Source organism: Agromyces tropicus, assembly GCF_039531345.1.
GTDB lineage: Bacteria > Actinomycetota > Actinomycetes > Actinomycetales > Microbacteriaceae > Agromyces > Agromyces tropicus.
Genome location: NZ_BAAAPW010000001.1, coordinates 793,446 through 811,426, shown reverse-complemented (window position 1 = coordinate 811,426; position 17,981 = coordinate 793,446). Strand labels below are relative to the sequence as shown.

The 17,981-nt window shown below is 67.7% G+C and carries 13 protein-coding genes; 11 read left to right on the top strand and 2 right to left on the bottom strand.

Features of this window, described 5'->3' with window-relative positions; translation table 11 throughout:
* The first annotated feature begins 14 nt into the window (after positions 1–14).
* The 9 genes from ABD230_RS03685 to ABD230_RS03645 all read left to right on the top strand — a co-directional run bounded on the left by ABD230_RS03685 (position 15) and on the right by ABD230_RS03645 (position 10,533).
* A complete protein-coding gene (locus ABD230_RS03685; protein WP_344369537.1) occupies positions 15–1,415 on the top strand; it encodes a flavin monoamine oxidase family protein in 1,401 nt (466 codons plus the stop codon).
* Positions 1,412–1,846, top strand: a complete 435-nt coding sequence (locus tag ABD230_RS03680) for a Rid family hydrolase (protein WP_344369536.1) — start codon at positions 1,412–1,414, stop codon at positions 1,844–1,846. Before ABD230_RS03685 ends, ABD230_RS03680 begins: the two co-directional genes overlap by 4 nt.
* Complete coding sequence (locus ABD230_RS03675) at positions 1,843–3,045, top strand: cytochrome P450 (RefSeq protein ID WP_344369535.1); 1,203 nt, start codon at positions 1,843–1,845, stop codon at positions 3,043–3,045. Before ABD230_RS03680 ends, ABD230_RS03675 begins: the two co-directional genes overlap by 4 nt.
* Positions 3,046–3,112: 67 nt before the next feature.
* Positions 3,113–4,870 (top strand): CocE/NonD family hydrolase, encoded by a 1,758-nt coding sequence (locus ABD230_RS03670; protein WP_344369533.1) that lies wholly within the window; start codon positions 3,113–3,115, stop codon positions 4,868–4,870.
* A 133-nt stretch (positions 4,871–5,003) separates the two neighbouring features.
* Positions 5,004–6,473 carry an APC family permease gene (locus ABD230_RS03665; RefSeq protein ID WP_344369532.1) on the top strand — a complete coding sequence of 490 codons (1,470 nt, stop codon included), beginning with the start codon at positions 5,004–5,006 and terminating at the stop codon, positions 6,471–6,473.
* A gap of 94 nt (positions 6,474–6,567) precedes the next feature.
* Entirely contained in the window at positions 6,568–7,464 is an 897-nt protein-coding gene (locus ABD230_RS03660) for an EamA family transporter (protein ID WP_344369531.1), read from the top strand.
* A 124-nt stretch (positions 7,465–7,588) separates the two neighbouring features.
* Positions 7,589–8,464, top strand: a complete 876-nt coding sequence (purU, locus tag ABD230_RS03655; protein WP_344369529.1) for a formyltetrahydrofolate deformylase — start codon at positions 7,589–7,591, stop codon at positions 8,462–8,464.
* 18 nt (positions 8,465–8,482) lie between these two features.
* Complete coding sequence (locus ABD230_RS03650; protein ID WP_344369528.1) at positions 8,483–9,598, top strand: aminomethyl transferase family protein; 1,116 nt, start codon at positions 8,483–8,485, stop codon at positions 9,596–9,598.
* Positions 9,599–9,615: 17 nt separating this feature from the next.
* Positions 9,616–10,533 (top strand): bifunctional methylenetetrahydrofolate dehydrogenase/methenyltetrahydrofolate cyclohydrolase, encoded by a 918-nt coding sequence (locus tag ABD230_RS03645; RefSeq protein ID WP_344370111.1) that lies wholly within the window; start codon positions 9,616–9,618, stop codon positions 10,531–10,533.
* An 81-nt stretch (positions 10,534–10,614) separates the two neighbouring features.
* On the opposite strand, the gene ABD230_RS03640 is transcribed toward ABD230_RS03645, so the two are convergent.
* Entirely contained in the window at positions 10,615–13,881 is a 3,267-nt protein-coding gene (locus ABD230_RS03640) for a glycosyl hydrolase (protein WP_344369526.1), read from the bottom strand.
* A gap of 402 nt (positions 13,882–14,283) precedes the next feature.
* On the opposite strand from ABD230_RS03640, the gene ABD230_RS03635 reads away from it, so the two are divergent.
* Positions 14,284–15,465, top strand: coding sequence for a sensor histidine kinase (locus ABD230_RS03635; RefSeq protein ID WP_344369525.1), 1,182 nt, complete (start codon positions 14,284–14,286; stop codon positions 15,463–15,465).
* Positions 15,462–16,127 (top strand): response regulator transcription factor, encoded by a 666-nt coding sequence (locus ABD230_RS03630; RefSeq protein WP_344369524.1) that lies wholly within the window; start codon positions 15,462–15,464, stop codon positions 16,125–16,127. Before ABD230_RS03635 ends, ABD230_RS03630 begins: the two co-directional genes overlap by 4 nt.
* A gap of 178 nt (positions 16,128–16,305) precedes the next feature.
* Here the strand turns inward: ABD230_RS03630 and ABD230_RS03625 are convergent, their stop codons facing one another.
* The gene (locus ABD230_RS03625; RefSeq protein WP_344369523.1) at positions 16,306–17,970 is read right to left on the bottom strand and encodes an amidase family protein; all 1,665 of its coding nucleotides are present in this window, start codon (positions 17,968–17,970) and stop codon (positions 16,306–16,308) included.
* Positions 17,971–17,981 lie beyond the last annotated feature (11 nt).

The following is a 17,981-nucleotide window of genomic DNA, read 5'->3' as shown; positions in this document are numbered from 1 at the left end:
GCACCATCATGAGCATGTCGTTCTCATCCCTCGACGCCGACGTCATCGTCGTCGGCGCCGGCCTCTCGGGCCTCACCGCCGCGGCATCCCTCGCTGAGGCGGGTCAGTCGGTCATCGTCGTCGAGGCGGATGACCGTGTCGGAGGCCGCACGTGGACCACCCACGAGCTCCCCGGCGGAACCCTCGACTACGGCGGCATGTTCATCGGCAGCACCCACGACCGCTCCCGAGAGCTCGGCGAGAAGCTGGGCTTCGTCAAGACCCTGCCAGGCAGCGGCAGCGGCGGCGGCGAGATGCGCTGGGTCATCGACGGCGAGGTGCTCCAGCCGGCGCCCGCAAGCTATTACCCGTACCGCCTCGACGCCGACGGCACGAGCCTGCACGAGAAGCTCACCGACAGCTTCGGCCTCATCGATACGCTCGCCGAGTCCGTCGGGGCCATCGAGCCCTGGAACGCCCCGGATGCCGTGGCGCTCGACTCCATCACGGCGGGAACGTGGATGGCGGAGAACATCTCCGACCCGCTGGCCCGCAAGATCAACGCGGTCGACTTCAACATCGTCACCGGCTCCGACCCGAGCGAGTGCTCGATCCTCTTCTGGGCGTTCAACGTCGCCCAGTGCGAGGGGCTCTACTCACTGCAGGTCCTCGCCAACGACACGGTCTGGCTCGGGGGATCCCAGCAGATCTCGGAGCGGCTCGCCGCGGACCTCGGCGCGGGCCAGGTGCACGTGAACGCCCCCGCCACCCGGATCGAGCATGAGGACGATGTCGTCCGCGTCCACACGCCCGACCGCATCTTCTCCGCCTCACGGGTCATCCTCGCCATGCCGCCCGCAGCAGCGAGCAAGATCGCCTTCGAGCCGATGCTCCCGCTCAAGCGCCGCCAGCTTCAGGCGCGCACGCCCATGGGGCGCTACGTCAAGGTGCAGTCGCGCTACACCCGTCCGTTCTGGCAAGAGAAGGGCCTCTCGGGCGAGATCTTCAACATCGACTTCGGCGCGCTCAGCTTCGACGTCACCCGCCCCGGCGACGAGGTCCACACCCTGGTGACCTTCATCGGCGGCGTGTACTACGACGCGTGGGCCGCAGGCTCCGACGATGAGCGCCGCGCAGCAGTACTCGAGCACCTCTCGGCTGTGCTGGGCCCCGACGCCGCGGAGCCGATCGCCTACTACGAGACGAACTGGTCCGACCACCCGTATGCGCAGGGTGGCCCGGTGGCCGGGTTCCCGCCGGGCGTGCTCAGCTCGGTGGGATCGGCCCTGCGCGAGCCGATCGGACGGATCCACTTCGCCGGCACCGAGGCGGCACCGGGCTGGTACGGCTTCATGGAGGGCGCTGTCCGCGCCGGCGAGGACGCGGCGGCCCAGATCGTCGACGCGCAGGTCCCGGCCGACGAGGTGCTCGCATGAGCAGCGTCACGCCGACCGGCGCTCGCACCGACCGTGTCGTCATCCCCGCAGGGACGGAGGGTGGTGTCGCTCGATACCGCTCGGTCCCGGCGCGCATCACCGGCGATCTGATGTTCATCTCGGGCCAGATCGGCTCGATCGGGTCGGACGGCGAGCTGGTCGCGGATGCCGCCGAGCAGGCACGCAATGCCATCGCCGGCCTCGGCGACGTCCTCGCGGAGGCCGGGTGCACGTTCGCCGACGTGGTTGAACTCACCACCTACCATACGGGCGGATGGCAGGCGGCCGAAGACACGTTCGTGCCGGCGAAGGCCGACGTCTTCCCCGAGCCGTACCCCGCCTGGACCGCCGTCGGGGTCACCGACCTCGCCTACGGCGCCGTCATCGAGATCGCCGCGGTCGCCCGCATCCCGCAGAAGGACTGCTCATGACCCTCGCGCCCGACCTGATTCCTGTGGACCTCGGAGACGAGTACCTGCCCTGGACGGACCCGCAGTTCTGTCTCGATCCGTACCCCTGGTACGCCCGTCTGCGCGAGGAGAACCGCGTCCACCTGATGGCCGACGGGACGTACGTGCTGTCGCACTATGAGGACGTGCTCGGCGTCGCGACCTCACACGACATGAGCGTCGTGCCCGGCTGGGACGAGGCAGGGCCGTGGAAGGTCAACCGCGACACCATCATCGGGCAGGACGTCCCAGAGCACACGCGGCTGAAGCGTCAGACCAACAAGTGGTTCACACCCAAGCTCGTGCGCCAGTGGGTGGAGACCACGCGTGAGCAGATCGGGCTCGCGCTGGACCGTATCGGCGATGACGGACTCGTCGACGGCTGGATCGATATCGCGGTGCGTCCCACCCACGTCACGATGGCGCGCGTCCTCGGCCTGCCCGAGGACGCCGCCGAGGACGTCGCGAAGGCGATGGCCGAGACGATGCCGATGCTCGCCGCGGGGCACACACCGCGCGACGTCGACCGCGCAGCGGCCGGCTTCGCCTGGCTGGGCGAGCACATCGACGAGATGCTCGAGGCGCGCAGCGCGCAGCCTCAGCGACACCTGGCCGACGCGCTCCTGGCGGCCGTCGACACGGGCGACATGACACCCACGCAAGCCCGCGCGACCATCATGCTGTTCTACGGGCTCGGCCACCTCGACGTGGGCTACCTGATCGTGTCCGGCCTGCAGCAGTTCACCCGCATCCCCGGGCTGTTCCAGGCGTACAAGAACGACCCGAGCGTGCGCAAGGCGATCATCAACGAGATGGTCCGCATGGATCCTCCCGAGCTGTCGATCTTCCGGACCCCCACCGTGGACGTCGAGGTCGGCGGAGTGACCATTCCCGCCGGGTCCACCATCCGGTGTCTCCTCGGATCGGCGAACCGGGACGCCTCCGTATTCGAGCATCCCGACGAGTTCGACTACACGCGCCCGCCGCAGGCGAGCATGAACCTCAGCTTCGGCGCGGGCGTCCATCATTGCGCCGGACAGGTGATCAGCCGGGCCGAGGTGGAGGTGATCTTCGACGCGATCGCCGACCGGTTCGACTCGATCGAAGCCACCGGCGAGCCGGTCCTCGACCACAACGACTTCGCGCGGGCCTTCCACACCCTGCCGCTGCGCCTGAGCTGACCGATCGCTCGACCCGACCGCCCCGGGCGGTCGGGTCGACCCGTACCCACAGAAGGCCTGAACGAGTATGAGCTTCCGCGTCCGCAAGAACGTCATGGTACCGATGCGCGACGGCGTGCGCCTGGCGACCGACCTGTGGATCCCCGAGGGCGACGGTCACGAGAATGACATGCCACGGCCGACCCTGCTGGTGCGCCTGCCCTACACCAAGGATCTGTTCCCCGCCAACGAGTTCGACTACCCGACGATGCCCAACATCTTCCGCCTGCTGGAGGCCGGCTACGCGATCGTCTACCAGGACTGCCGCGGCACCGGGAGCTCGGAAGGGCGATTCGTTCCGCTGGCGAGTGAGGCGGAGGACGGCGCAGACATGATCTCGTGGCTGCGCGACCAGCCGTGGTGCAACGGGTCCATCGGCACCTTCGGGCACTCTTACCTGGGAATGACGCAGTGGGCGCTGGCGACCGAGGCACCGGAAGGCCTGAAGGCCATGGTCCCCACGATCACAGCGATCGACGCGTATCGCTCGTTCTGGTACTCCGATGGCGGCGCCGTGTCGTGGCACACCGTCTGGTCGTGGACCGACCTCATGCTGATGCTGCCGACACGCGATACCGCCGATCACCCGCGTACCGCGCCCGTGATCGCCGGTGAGGCGGCGGGGATGCTCGCCCAGGCGGAGGGGGAGATGGCCCACCTGCCGCTGATCGACCACCCGCTCTATCGGGAGGTCTGGCCGTGGTGGGCGGAGTTCCTCGCACACCCCACGTTCGACGATCACTGGCGCTCGCAGCTGGCGGTGGACAAGCTCGACCGCGTGACCGCGCCGGCGCTCCATATCGCCGGGTGGTTCGACATCTTCGCGCCCGACATGGCGCGCGCCTTCGCCCGCGCCACGACCGAGACGGGAACGGGCGCCGCACGCGCCGGCCAGCGGCTGATCATCGGGCCCTGGGACCACATGCACTTCACCGGCGACTACGCCGACCGCAGCTTCGGGCTCGAGGCGGGGCTGACCGCGCTCGACCTCACGCAGTCGTACCTCGACTACTTCGACCGCCACGTTCGGGGAATCGACGATTCCGCCGACCTGGCCCCTGTGCGCATCTTCGTCATGGGTGCCGATGAGTGGCGCGACGAGCCTTCGTGGCCGCTTCCCGACACGGCCTACACGGACTACTTCCTGTCCAGCGTCGAGGGAGCGAATTCCTCGCTCGGCGACGGCCGGCTCTCGCCCGATGCGCCGCAGGTCCAAGGCGCCGACACGATCGACTACGACCCGGCCGATCCCGTGCCGACCCTCGGCGGCCGGCTGATCGCCCCGGCCAGCCTCAACGCCGTGGGTCCCGTGGACCAGCGCGCGGTCGAGGAGCGGGCCGACGTGCTGTGCTATTCGACCGAGGTCCTCGACGAGCCGGTCGAGGTGACCGGGTTCGTGTCGGCGTCGCTGTTCGTCTCGTCGACGGCTGTGGACACCGACGTGACGGCGAAGCTCGTCGACGTCTTCCCCGACGGGCGTGCGATCTACCTGACCGACGGCATCCTCCGGCTGCGCTACCGCGACTCGCTGTCGGAGCCGGCGCTCCTCGAGCCCGGGCGCGCCTACGAGGTGGAGATCGACATGGGCGTGACCTCCAACGTCTTCCTCGCCGGTCACCGCATCCGTCTGGAAGTGTCCTCGAGCAGCTTCCCGCGCTACGACCGCAACCTGAACACGGGCCGGGATGTCGCAACGGACGCCCACGGCATCGCCGCGACGAATCGGATCCACTTCACGTCGCTTCAGCCGAGCCGGCTGACGCTCCCCGTGATCCGCCGCGACTGAGGGGATGGCGCGCAGCGCGGCGTGGGATTTACATGCCCGACACACTCCCGTCCTTCGGATGACTCGTGCCGAACATACGTTAGTTAGTACCTCGCTCCACCTCCCGCTCTCCTGCATAGCGAAAGGTCTCCTTATGACTGAGAACACCGTGGCGCCGGACTCGGCGCCCGCCGCACCGCCCAGTGCCGACCTCGAGGGCGCGCCGGCGCTGCGAGGGAAGATCGGCGTCCTCGAGATGGTCCTCATGGTGCTGGCCTGGTCCGCGCCGATCGTGGTCGTCTCGGGCGTCACGGCCTTCATCATCGCCTTCGCCGGCAACGCCGCGCCGATGGCGTTCGGCGTCTCGATGGCGATCCTGGTGATCTTCGCCGTCGGCTTCGTCACGATGACGCGCTACGTCGAGAACCCGGGCGCCTTCTACGCGTACATCACGGCAGGCCTCGGCAAGGCGGTCGGGCTCGGTTCGGGCTTCCTCGCCTTCGTCGGCTACTTCCTCCTCGGTCTCGGAACCGTCGCGTTCTTCGCGGTGTCGACCAAGAGCGTCGTCGAGGACGTCTTCCACGGTCCCGATGTGCCCTGGTTCGTCTACGCCGCGCTGTGCGTCGTCATCGTCGGCGTGCTCGGCTACTTCCGCATCGACCTCTCCGCGAAGGTGCTCGCGGTCGCGATGCTGCTCGAGGTCGGCCTCGTCGGTCTGTTCGACGTCTCCGTGCTCTACCAGGGCGGGGCCGAGGGACTCTCGGCCGAGCCGTTCTCGTGGGAGGCGTTCACGTCCGGCTCGATCGGCCTCGGAATCCTCTTCGCCGCGACCTGCTTCTCGGGCTTCGAGACCACGGCCGTGTTCCGCGAGGAGGCGAAGGACCCCAGGAAGACCGTGCCCCGCGCCACGTTCCTCGCCGTGATCTCCATCGGTCTCCTCTACGTCATCTCCACCTACGCGCTGATCATCGCGTACGGCACCAGCAACGCCACCCAGGTCTCGTACGACAGCCCGGCGACCATGTTCCCCGACGCCGTCGGCGCCTACGTCGGCGCGTGGGCACAGGATGCCGTATCGGTGCTGGTCGCCACCTCGGCGTTCGCCGCGGTCCTGTCGTGCCAGAACATCCTGGCTCGGTACGGCTACTCGCTCGGCCGAGACGGCGTGCTCCACGGCGCGCTCGGCGAGGTCCACTCCGACCACGGCTCGCCCCACCGCGCGTCGATCCTGGTCACGACCTTCTTCGCGGTCGGCACGATCCTCATGCTCGTCTCCGGCGGGGACGTGGTCTTCATCTACAGCCAGATGCTCGGGACCGGCGGATTCGCGATCCTGACCCTCATCGCACTGACCGGCATCGCGATCATCGTGTTCTTCCTGCGTCGTTCGCACATCAAGGAGAACAAGCTGCGGACCCTGGTCGCACCCATCGTGAGCACGCTCGCGGTGCTGGTGGTGCTGTACCTGGCGATCACGAACTTCACCCTCCTCACCGGCGGCTCCGAGCTCGACGCGGTCCTGCTGCAGGGTGCGCTGTGGGCGATGTTCGGTCTGGGGATCGGCCTGGCGCTGTACTACCGCCGCCGCAAGCCGGCCGTGTACGCCCGGATCGGACGCCAGTAGATCCGGCGGCCCGTCCGCCCCGACGTCCGGCCGCGTCGCTGCATCGCAGCGGCGCGGCCGGTGCCACGCCCACGAGAACGAAAGCGACCCCGACATGAACCGGCGCGATTGCTCCGTCGCCCTCCTGGTCGTGGCACTGTGGGGCCTCAACTTCCCGGCGACGGCGTTCGCGCTCCAGCAGTTCCCTCCGATCCTGATGGCGGCGCTGCGCTTCACGCTCATCGCGATCCCGGCACTGATGTTCGTCCCGCGTCCGCGCGTGTCCTGGAAGCTGGTCGTCGCGATCGGCGCGACGCTGGGCATCGTCCAGTTCTCGTTCCTCTACGCCGGCATCGCCGCCGGCATGCCGGCCGGGCTCGCGTCGGTCGTCATCCAGGCTTCGGCGCCGCTGACCATCGTGTTCGCCGCGGTCGGCCTTCGCGAGCGCCTCTCGCCCTGGCAGGCCGTCGGCGTCGGGGTGTCGGTCGTGGGGCTTGCTGCCGTCGTGCTGCGTCAGGGGATGGTCAGCGCCGTGCTCCCGACGATCCTCGTGCTGTGCGGCGCCGCCGGGTGGGCGCTGGGGAATGTCGCGACGCGGGTGGCCGCGGCGTCCGATGCGTTCCGGCTCACCATGTGGTGGTCGGTGGTTCCCCCGATCCCGCTGGCGCTGCTCTCGTGGGCGATCGAGGGCTCCGAGCGCATCGGTGCCTCGTTCGCGACGATCGTGACCCCTGAGGCGGTCCTCCCGGTGCTCGGACTGCTCTACGTGGTCGGCTTCTCGAGCGTCGTCGCCTACGCGCTGTGGGCGTCCCTCCTCGGCCGGCATCCGTCCAGCCGAGTCGCGCCGTTCTCGATGCTCGTGCCGGTCGTCGGCATGCTGTCGTCCTGGCTCGTTCTCGGCGAGGTGCCGCATCCGTTCGACCTTTCGGCAGGTGCACTGGTGATCGCGGGTGTGCTGTGGGCGTCGCGGTCTCCGGGGCTACCGCCCTCCCTCGCCGCGGTCCGGCCCTGAACAGCGATCGGAACGCGGTGTGCCAGGCGAGCGGGGTCGACGTAACTCCGTCGAAACAATCCTGTGGCTAGATAGAGCTACCTAACGTACGTTCGTAAGTCACACCGATCAGAGGAGACGCTCGATGCCACCGCAGACCGACCCCCGTCACGGCGAAGCCTGCCTGATCGTGCACGGTCCGGACCAGCCGGGGCTGGTCGCAGTGGTGACCGGGCTCGTCACCCGTCACCAGGGCAACATCGTCACGCTCGACCAGTACTCGGACAACCCCGAGGGGGGTGCCTTCTTCCAGCGGGTCGTGTTCGATCGACCTGATCTGCACGCAGCGATGCCCGCCATCGAGGCTGACCTCGACAAGACGCTCGCTCCGTACGGGATGGCGTGGACGCTCACGGACCGATCGGCCCCGAAGCGGATGGCGGTCCTCGCCTCGACGAGCGACCACTGCCTGCTCGATCTGCTGTGGCGTCACCGCCGCGGCGAACTCCCGGTGACGATCCCCATGGTGGTCTCCAATCACACCAACACCGCCGAGGACGTGCGCTCGTTCGGCATCCCGTTCTTCCACGTCCCCTCGCAGGGGCCGGACAAGTCCGAGGCCGAGGCGAAGATCGTGGAGCTGCTGAAGGGCAACGTGGACTTCGTGGTCCTGGCCCGCTACATGCAGATCCTCTCGGACGGATTCCTGGAGGAGGTCGGGGTGCCGGTGATCAACATCCACCACTCGTTCCTGCCCGCCTTCATCGGCGCTGCCCCGTACCGCAAGGCCAAGGAACGCGGCGTGAAGCTCATCGGCGCGACCAGCCACTACGTCACGAAGGACCTCGATGAGGGGCCCATCATCGAGCAGGACGTCACCCGCGTCGACCATGCGATGACTGCGGCCGACCTTCAGGCTCGCGGCGCGTACGTGGAGCGTGAAGTCCTGTCCCGCGCTGTGCAGTGGCATGCCGAGGACCGCGTCATCCGCCACGGCAACCACACCATCGTCTTCGAGTAAGGAGAAGAACCCATGCCCATGCCAATCGGACTCGAGTCGAGCCCAACCACCGCGCGCTTCGCCGACCGTGTGTCGGAGTGGGAGGACTCCTTCGGGATGGCCTTCGCCATGGACTACGGCGACCCCGAAGCCGAATACGCCGCGCTGCGCGAGAACGTCGTCGCCCTGGAGTGGTCCACCATCCGCAAGTGGTACATCGAGGGGCCGGATGCAGTCGCCGCGCTCGACGCCGCATTCTCGCGAAACGTCGCCGCCGCGCCGGTCGGCCGTGTGCTGTATGGGGTGGTGGTCGATGCAGACGGTCTGATGATCGAAGACGTCACAGCCGTGAAACTCTCAGACGAGCAAGTGCTCGTGTTCGGCGGAGATCCACTCACCGAAGCGCGGTTGCGGTCCGCCGCGCCCGCGGGCACGTCGGTCGTCGACCGCCGCGCTGAGATCGCGGTGGCGTCGCTCCAGGGCCCGCGCAGTCGCGACCTGCTGCAGCGCCTGACCTCCGCTGATGTGTCGGGCTCGGGCCTGCCCTACTACGAGACGCTCACCGGCGTCGAGGTCGCGGGAGTCCCCGCCACCCTCCTTCGGCTCGGCTTCACCGCGGAGCTCGGCTTCGAGATCATGGTCGCGCGTGAGAACGCCGATGCGCTGTGGGACGCGATCCTCGGGCAGCAGGACCTGGACGTCGTGATGATGGGCATGACCGGGATCCTCGTCGCGCGCATCGAGGCGGGCATGGTGATCGGTGGTCTGGAGTACGACCGGACCGTCTCGCCGTTCGAGTGCGGCCTCGGCTGGACGGTGGACTTCGGCAAGGAGGAGCTGTGGGCGCGGACGCCACTCGCGGAGGCGAAGGCGAACTCGTCGAGGCGGCTCGTGAGCATCGTCAGCGAGGCGCCCGTCGCGCAGCTCGACGGTGCGGCGCTCGTCGTCGACGGCGCCGAGGTGGGGCGGGTCACAGCCGCCACCGCCTCGCCCGCGCTCGGCGGGCGCTCCCTCGGGCTCGCGCGTGTCGAACGGCCGTTCAACGCGATCGGCACCCGCCTGTCGATCGTGAGCGACGGAGCCGCAACGTCAGACGACGCGGAAGTGCTGCGCACTCCCGTCTACGACCCCGAACGCTCGCGCGTGAAGGCCTGACGGGCGTCGTGAACACGATGACGGCACGGATCCTCGATGGCATCGCCGCCGCGGCGGACGTCAAGAACGACCTCCGACGGCGCGTGGACGACCTCTCGAGGGAAGGCGTGGTTCCCGGGCTCGGGACGATCCTGATCGGCGACAACTCTGCGTCGCGGTCGTACGTCCTCGGCAAGCACCGCGACTGCGCGGAGGTCGGCGTGGTCTCCGCCTCGATCGAGCTCCCGGCCGATTCGACGGTCGACGATATCGAAGCTGCCGTCGAGCGCTTCAACCGTGATCCCACTGTCACGGGATTCATCGTCCAACTCCCGCTGCCCACGGGCATCGACGAGCAGCGCATCCTGGAAGCCATCGACCCCCGAAAGGACGCCGACGGACTGCATCCGATGAATCTCGGGCGTCTCGTCCTCGGCGTCGACCGCGCCGGCGTCGACTCGCCGCTTCCGTGCACGCCCGTCGGCATCGTCGAGCTGCTGACCCGCAATGGGGTCGAGCTCGAGGGCAGGAGGGTGACGGTCGTGGGTCGTGGCATCACGGTCGGTCGACCACTCGGACTGATCCTCAGCCAGAAGGGGATCGATGCCACCGTGTCGATCGCGCACTCACGCACACCCGACCTGGGCGAGGAGGTTCGTCGTGCCGACATCGTGATCGCCGCGGTCGGACGTCCGCACCTGATCCGGCCCGAGTGGATCAAGCCTGGTGCGGCGGTGCTGGATGTCGGCGTGACGAGGGTCGGCACGACGAGCACGGGGAAGGCGCGGCTGGCTGGGGACGTGGACCCGGGCGTCGCCGAAGTGGCGGGATGGCTCTCGCCGAACCCTGGTGGGGTTGGCCCGATGACACGCGCGATGCTCGTCGCGAACGTCGTCCAGATGGCCGAGCGCTCGCACCGATCGGCTGCCGGCGATCCGCACGTGGCGTTGCGATGACGGTCACCCGGAACTGAGGGGTGACGCGATGTCCCCCGGTCGCACGACCGGGGGACATCACGCGCCTCAGACTGTGACGGGTCAGTCCTTCGGCTTCGCCTTGTACTCGACGTCGACGAAGGGAACGAGCTGTGCCTGCTCGGGGCCGAAGTCCAGGTACACCTGGTCGTTGCCCCACCAGCGCGTGTCACGGCGTCGGACCAACGGGGTCTGCTCAGTGATCACCCCTCGATCGAGTTGGACGTTCGCAAGCACCGAGTTGTACTCGATGACGATGTCGTTCTCGCCATCGACGAGGTACTCGCTGACGTCCACGATCGGCTTGGTCCAGCTGACACCGCCCGAGTAGAGGTCCTTTCCGACGAGTGGAACCTGGTTGCCCGTCCCGTCGTCGATGGTCGCCTTGCCGACGCCGCCGACGTCCTGTCGGACCTTCGTCGGGTTGGTGCTGACGTCACCGCCGACCTTCTGGCCGTTGATCCATACCTTCATGCTCGATTCCAGCGTGTCGCCGAAGTCGAGGTACGCTCCGCTCGCCTTGTTCGCCTTCCAGTCGAACGTGGCTTCGTAGCGCCCGGTGCCGGAGACGGCCTTGCCGATCTCAGGGATGTTGTTCCACGTCGTCAGCGTCTCAAGTTCGACCTCGATCGGAGTCGCGACCGTGGAGGTCTTCCGGTTGATGGTGGTCAACCCGTCGATCGTCTCCGTTCGGACGAGATCTCCGGCGGTGTCGTTCGGACGCCACGACTGAACCGTCAGGTCCCAGTCCGTGATGTCGTACGCCTCCGGAACGTGCACGGAGCGCTGGAACTGCTTCCCGTTGCTCAACTCCGTGCGGATATTGCCGCTCTCGGTCGTCCGCACGACGACCCCGCCGGGCACCGCGTACGCGGAGTCGGCGTTGGTGGAAACGATGTGAACCTGTTCGTCGTCCACCTTCTCGAACGCCAGCAACTCGATGTTGTTGTAGTCGAGGTCGACGCCGACCACGGTCTTGCCATCCTCCCATCGGTAGTCGGCGAGCTGGATCACTTCGCCCGACCATGCATCGATCGTGTACGGAATGAAGAGTCCGTCCTTCACGATGTCGGTCTTGATGTTCGTGCCGTGATCCAGGCTTCGGATCTCCTCCTTGTGGCTCTTGTCGTGGTAGTCGTTCGGGCAGTAGTTGTACACGTAGACGTACTCGTTGCCGTCGGCGTCCTGACGCGTCTGCGTCAGCAGCTGGTGGTTCTCCTCGGAGTAACCGACCGTGGGCTCCACGCCGAGCTCGTGCAGCTTCTCGAGGACGTCGTCCTCGTAGCCGCCCGCTTCGGCGCTGAAGTAGTCGATGTCGTCGGCGACGCTCGCCGTGCGCACCGTCGGCAGCGCCTTGAGCTCATCGACCAGCGCCTCGAGCTCCGCGGTCCGGCCGTCGTTGAACGGGGTCTTCGACGCCGCATCCTCGAGGAAGACGACCCGCAGCCCCTGCTTCGCCCAGTCCAGGATCCGCTCGGCCGCAGCGACGTCCAGCCAGTCCTGGTAGAGCACGATCGCCTTGTAGCCGGCCTGCTCGATCGTCTTGGTCTCCTCGTTGAAGGACACGTCGTCGTCGAACAGGAAGTCCGGGCTGAAGTAGTCGTAGGTGTAGCCGTTGTCCTGCAGCTCCGTCGACCGGTAGTACACGCCCTGATGCGCGTACTGCCAGTTCATGCGGGTGTTGTCGTCCCCGATGTCGGTGAGGTACGCGACACCGTGGACCCAGTCCTGCTTGATGAACCCGACATCCGTACGAGCCTTCCCGGTCTGCATGAGCTGCTGCACGCGGCCGAGATGCGCGTTGAACTCGTCGTAGTCGGCCGAGCTCGGATGACGCGTGCCCGGGTAGTGGAATCCGGTATGACCTCCGAGCGTGGTGTAGCCGGGCCAGCTGTAGTTGCCGTAGCCGTACCCTGCACTCCACACGTGCCAGATCGTGCGCTGGAAGCCGGCGGCGAACTGCGAGTACGCATCACGGAGGAGCAGCTGCGAGGTCGCGTTGAACGGCGGCTGCTGCGCCCCCGTCTCACTCGAGAGCACCTTGTTCTCGAGCTTCGCGCCACCGGTCCACAGCCGGAAGATATCGACCTGGTCGTACTGGTTGTAGTTCTCAGCCTCCGGGTAGTCGACGGCCATGATGGGCTCAGACATCTCGATCGGCTTGCCATACGAGATCTGGGCTCGCGTCTCGATGCCGACGGAGTTCAGCCACTCCTTCAGCGGCGTCAGCATGCGCTCCATGTAGAGCTGCGTGAGGACGTCCTGGTAGTCGTTGATGATCCCCTGGCGCCGCTCATCCTCACCATCGAGCCGGTATGTTCCCGTGTCGCCGACGTCGTGATAGGGGATGTCCGGGGTTGCGGCGACGCCGCTGATCAGGAACAGATGGGGCACGATGTCGTACCCCTTGCGTGCCTCGAACTCCTCGGCCATGTCCTCGGCCCACCACGTGAAGCCGGTGCCGGTGCTCATCTCGAGCGAGTCCATGAAGAGCTGCACGTCGCCATCGAGGATCTTCTCTCGGAGGTCGGCGTCGCTCAGGTAGTGCTCCTCCCAGAACGTCCGCAGCGCTTCGACGCCGCGCTCGTCGAAGTAGTTCGTCGCGTAGCTCGGCTCCGTCGCCGGGCTCGAGGTCTGGAACGTTCCTTGCGTCCACAGCGCGAACACGCGGTACGTGCCGTCGTCGGGAGCCGACCAATCCAGGCTCTGGGTCCACACGTCCGCCCCCTGGCTGACCTGCGACTCCAGATCGACGAAGCTGTCCGGATCGACGGCGTTCCCGTCCACCACCTTGTACGCGTAGGCGGTGACGAAGGTCGCCCCCGCCCGCTGGGCACTCGCCGCCGGCGCCGGGAGCGCGGACAGCGTCTGTCCCGCCGCCACCGTGCTCGTGCCGAGCGTCAGGTTCTGCATCGCGGCTTGGCTGGTCGGATCCAGCCCGGGTACGTTCGAGGTCGCCCAGTGCGTTCCCGACGTGAGGTAGACGCTCATGCCGAGATCGAGCAGCTTGTTCATCATCAGGCTCCACTTGTGGGCCCACATGTCCGAACCGTAGGCGTAGTCGGCGTCGGCCGCGGCGCCATCGCTCTGCATCGCGAGCTCGACCCCGCGGAACCCGCCGTCGTACAGCGCCTGGATCTCCTCCAGCAGGGTCTCATCGGTGTGGGACGCCTCACCGAGCCACCATCGGACGTCGGTGCTGTAGATGCGGTCCGGGTCGACGTACTTGCTCTCCAGTTCCCGTGCGAACGCGGAGTCCGACATCGATGCGGCCGGCGCGTTGCGCGCCGCTTCGACCGTCGCCGAGGCGCCGGTTGCCGCGGCGCTCACGACCAGCGCGAAACTTGCGATTCCGACGACTCCGACCTGCAGCGTCCTCCGTCGGCGTGGATCCTTGGACATCTCTCTCCTTCGAGCGGTGTGTGTCGTGGGTGACCGGTGTTGCGCGGTGGGCACCCCCGGCTTCATGAAACGTTCAAAGCCGCATCCGGAAGCTAGATTCGTGCGACTCCGGCGTCAAGACGGCAGCAACTCGCAGTGCCCGCCGACATGATTCGTCGGGCGACTGCCTCGCGCCGTCATCGCTGGGAATCCCACGAACGATCACCGGATGCCCGCGACCTGGGGTCCATCGGAAATACCCCGATCGTGGTAGGAGTGATCTACCTCATCTGGGGTAGATCTCCACTCGGAGTGAGCGCTGCGAGTAGTGCGACCGGATACGCTTCGCGAGTGTCCGATGAAGCCACAGCTCCCGCGTCGCGCGTGTCGAGGACGTTCACCTGGTGGGCCGGCACGCTCGCGGTCCAGGGCGTGATCCTGTGCTTCACGTTCTTCCGACTCGTCGAAGGGTACGTCACCCTCTTCCCGGTCGATGCCTGGGCGCTCGCGGCCGTCGCGCTGACCATCGCGTCCGTGTTCCTGCGCACCTCGAAGCCCTGGGCGTTTCTCGCGGTCGTGGTCCCGGTGAACCTCGCCTACACGATCGACACGCCTGCGCCATACCCGGGTCTCGGCCTGTTGGCGGCGCTCCCCTTCGCCGCGTACGCGGTCTGTTCGGTGGTCCCGATGCGAATCGCAGTCGCCACGGCCGCCGGAGTCGACGTCATTCTCATCGTGACGGCTCTGGTGGCACGAGGTACCACTCTGCTGAACGTCTTCCCCGTCGGTGTCACCGCGGCGTTGGCCGTGGCGCTCGCGGCCGGGCAGGTGACGTATACGCGGCGGCGGCTGCTGAATGCGACGCAACGGCGGGCGGAGGAGGCGGAGCGGACTCGGGAAGCGCTCGCGGCCGCCAGGGTGGCGGAGCATCGCCTCGACACCGCGCGCGAACTGCACGATGTCGTCGGTCATCAGGTCGCGGTGATCAATCTCCAGGCTGGTGCCGCGAGCCGCGCGGTGTTCGAGGATCCGAGGGGTGCGCTGGCGTCCTTGGCGGTCATAGAAGCGAGTGCTGGGCGGATCCTCGCAGAGATCGGCGAGTTGCTGAAGGAACTCCGGAACTCACCCGGAGACGAGCCCGTGAGGTCGGTCCGCATCGAAGGGCTGCACCACCTCATCGACACGCTGGAGGCGGGCGGCCTTCCGTTGGAGGTCAGGATCGATGCCGACCTCCCGACGCTCGCTCCCGGCGTCGATGAGGCCGTCTATCGCATCCTCGAGGAGGCGATGGTCAACGCGTACAAGCACGGGGAGGCGAATCGTCCGGCGCAGGTGACCGTCTCGTCGGATGCGAAGGGGCTGCTGATCCGGGTGTCGAATCCTGTCGGAGTCGGCCAGAACGATCGAGCGTCGACCGGACTCGGACTGCTCGGCATCCGAGAGCGGGCGGCGGCGCTCGGTGGGACCGCGACGGTCTCCGTCGAGCACGGCGAGTTCGAGTTGACGGTTCGCATTCCGGTGGAGGCACGATGACGTCCCAGCCCGTGACTCTGCTGGTGGCGGATGATCAGGATCTCATTCGCGAGGCACTGTGCGCGCTCCTCGCTCGAGACGACGGTATCGACGTCATCGCGCAGGCACGCAACGGATTCGAGGCCGTCGAACTGGCGGCGCGCCTGAAGCCCGACGTCGTGATCATGGACGTTCGGATGCCGGGGCTCGCCGGCCCGGACGCGACGAAGCGCATCAAGGCGGCTCGCGGCCTCACCCGAACACGCGTCCTGATCCTCACCACCTTCGAGGACGACGACGTGGTGCGTGCATGCATGGGTGCGGGCGCGGATGGATTCATCGGCAAGGGCGCATCCACGGCGGCGCTCATCGACGCGATCCATGCCGTACGCGACGGCCGGACCGCGCTCTCCGCACGAGCCGCACGCGCGATCTCGAGCGACACGGGTCAGCTTCATCCCGGCGGCGGTGACAGCCCGTCGGGTCTCGGCGAACTCACGCCGAGGGAGTTCGACGTCGTCAAGCTCGTCGCGCTCGGGCTCTCGAACGAGGACATCGGTCGACGGCTTTCCATCTCGTCCGCGACGGCCAAGACCCACGTCCGGAACGCGATGCGGAAGCTGAGCATCCATGACCGCGCGCAATTGGTCGCATTGCTCCATCGCATCGGACTGGGTTCCTGAGATGAGCGGAAGCGGGCATCCAACGAACTGCCGCGAACAGCCCGCCGAAGTGCGGCGCGCGTGAGCGCGGCGGGTCCTGTCAGGGCCGTGGCGCCGTCGGCTGCGGTCCCGATGGCGACGATGAGAGCCTCACGGTCGAAGGCGGTGCTCCGACCGTGAGGCCCAGGGAGGCTGCGGGTCAGGGAGCGCAGTACTCGTCAGCGGTGCTGTCGCCCACCTCGTCGACGCAGTAGAACAGCGTCGGGTTCACCTCGAAGGGGGATTCCCAGTGCTGGGTCGCCTGCTCGTAGTCGTACGCGTAGGACAGGATCTGTGCCTCCGAGTACGGCTCCACTCCGAGGAGTGCCATGCCGTACGGGTTGTGATCACTGGCCGTGTAGCCGATCGGGAACTCGACGGTGGGCAGCCCGCCCCCGCCCGAGACATAGTCGCTCGTGACGCCGGGGAAGAGCATCGCATCCAGGTCGTACGTGTCGCGCGCGTCCTCGATCGGCGTGAGGTTGACCGCCGCGTTCTCGACCTCGTATGCCGCGTTCTGCTGCTCGAGTTCGGCGATGTCCGCGTCATCGTCCACGAACGTGAAGGTCGGGGTGGCGTACCGGGTCATCTCCGGCGTCTCGGCGACCGCAGCCGCCATCTCCTTGTAGGACTGGATGGGAGCGTCGCCAGGGAGACGGTCGAAGTAGGCGTTCATGGCCCGCTCGCTCACCCACGCGCCGGCCGGGTTCGAGACCAGGCTGTCCATGAACATCACCGGGATCGTCTCGTCAGAGACGTCGACGATCGTCGCGCCCTGACGCTCGAGTTCGGCGATGCCTTCCTGCCACAGGGCCGTCTCGTCCGCCGTCATCCCGTCGAAGTAGCCGGAGGCCTCGAGCGCGCCGGTGGGGATGCCGATGCGCGCGCCCTCGAGCGAGGTCGCCGACAGCGCACCGGCATAGTCGAAGCCGGCGTAGTCCTCAGTGCCCGCAGTCGCGGCGTCGCCATCGTCCGGTCCGGTGACGAGGGCGGTGAGCATCGTCGCGGTGTCGGTGACGGTGCGCGTCATGGGTCCGACCGCATCGCGCCCCAGCGACAGGGGCACGACGCCGGTCCGACTCACGAGTCCGCGCGTGGGGCGGATCGTGACGAGCGAGCTCTGGAGCGCCGGGTACATCAGCGACCCACCCGTGTCGGTGCCGACCGTCGCGGCGGCGAGGCCTGCGGCCGTCGCCGACGCCGAGCCCGTGCTGGATCCGACGTAGTCGATGGACACGTCGTACGGGTCGAGGGTCTTGCCACCGAGCGAGCTGTAGCCATTCGCGGCCAGTCCGGAGATCTTCCCCGAGAACTCCAACAGGTTCGTCTTGCCGAGGATGACCGCACCGGCTTCCCGCAAGCCCTCGACGGCGGGAGCGTCCTGCGACGGGTAGGAGTCGGCGAGGATCAGCGAGCCGGCAGTGGTCGGCAGTCCCTCGACGTCGGTGTTGTCCTTGATGAGGACCGGGATGCCCAGGAGGGGGCCGGTCTCGCCGTGCGCACGGCGCTTGTCGGCCTCCTGGGCCTGCTTCTTCCAGTCGGGGCTGAGCGTTCGCACCGCGTTGAGGCCAGGGCCGGACGAGTTCATCGCCTCGATCCGCTCGACATACAGGCCGGCGAGTTCGACGGACGTCAGCTCCCCCGCTTCGAGCGCGGCTCCGAGGGACGCAACGGTCGCGTCGTTGAGGTCCGCGGTGGTCCACTTCTCGGCAGGCTTCGCCGCTTCGGCTGCGGCGCCCGCCGTCAGGGCGAGCGCGAGCGAGAGCGTGGCGGCACTTGCCGCCATGACACGGCGGCGCATGCGCGGTGGTGACACTGTGGTCATGATCGATTCCT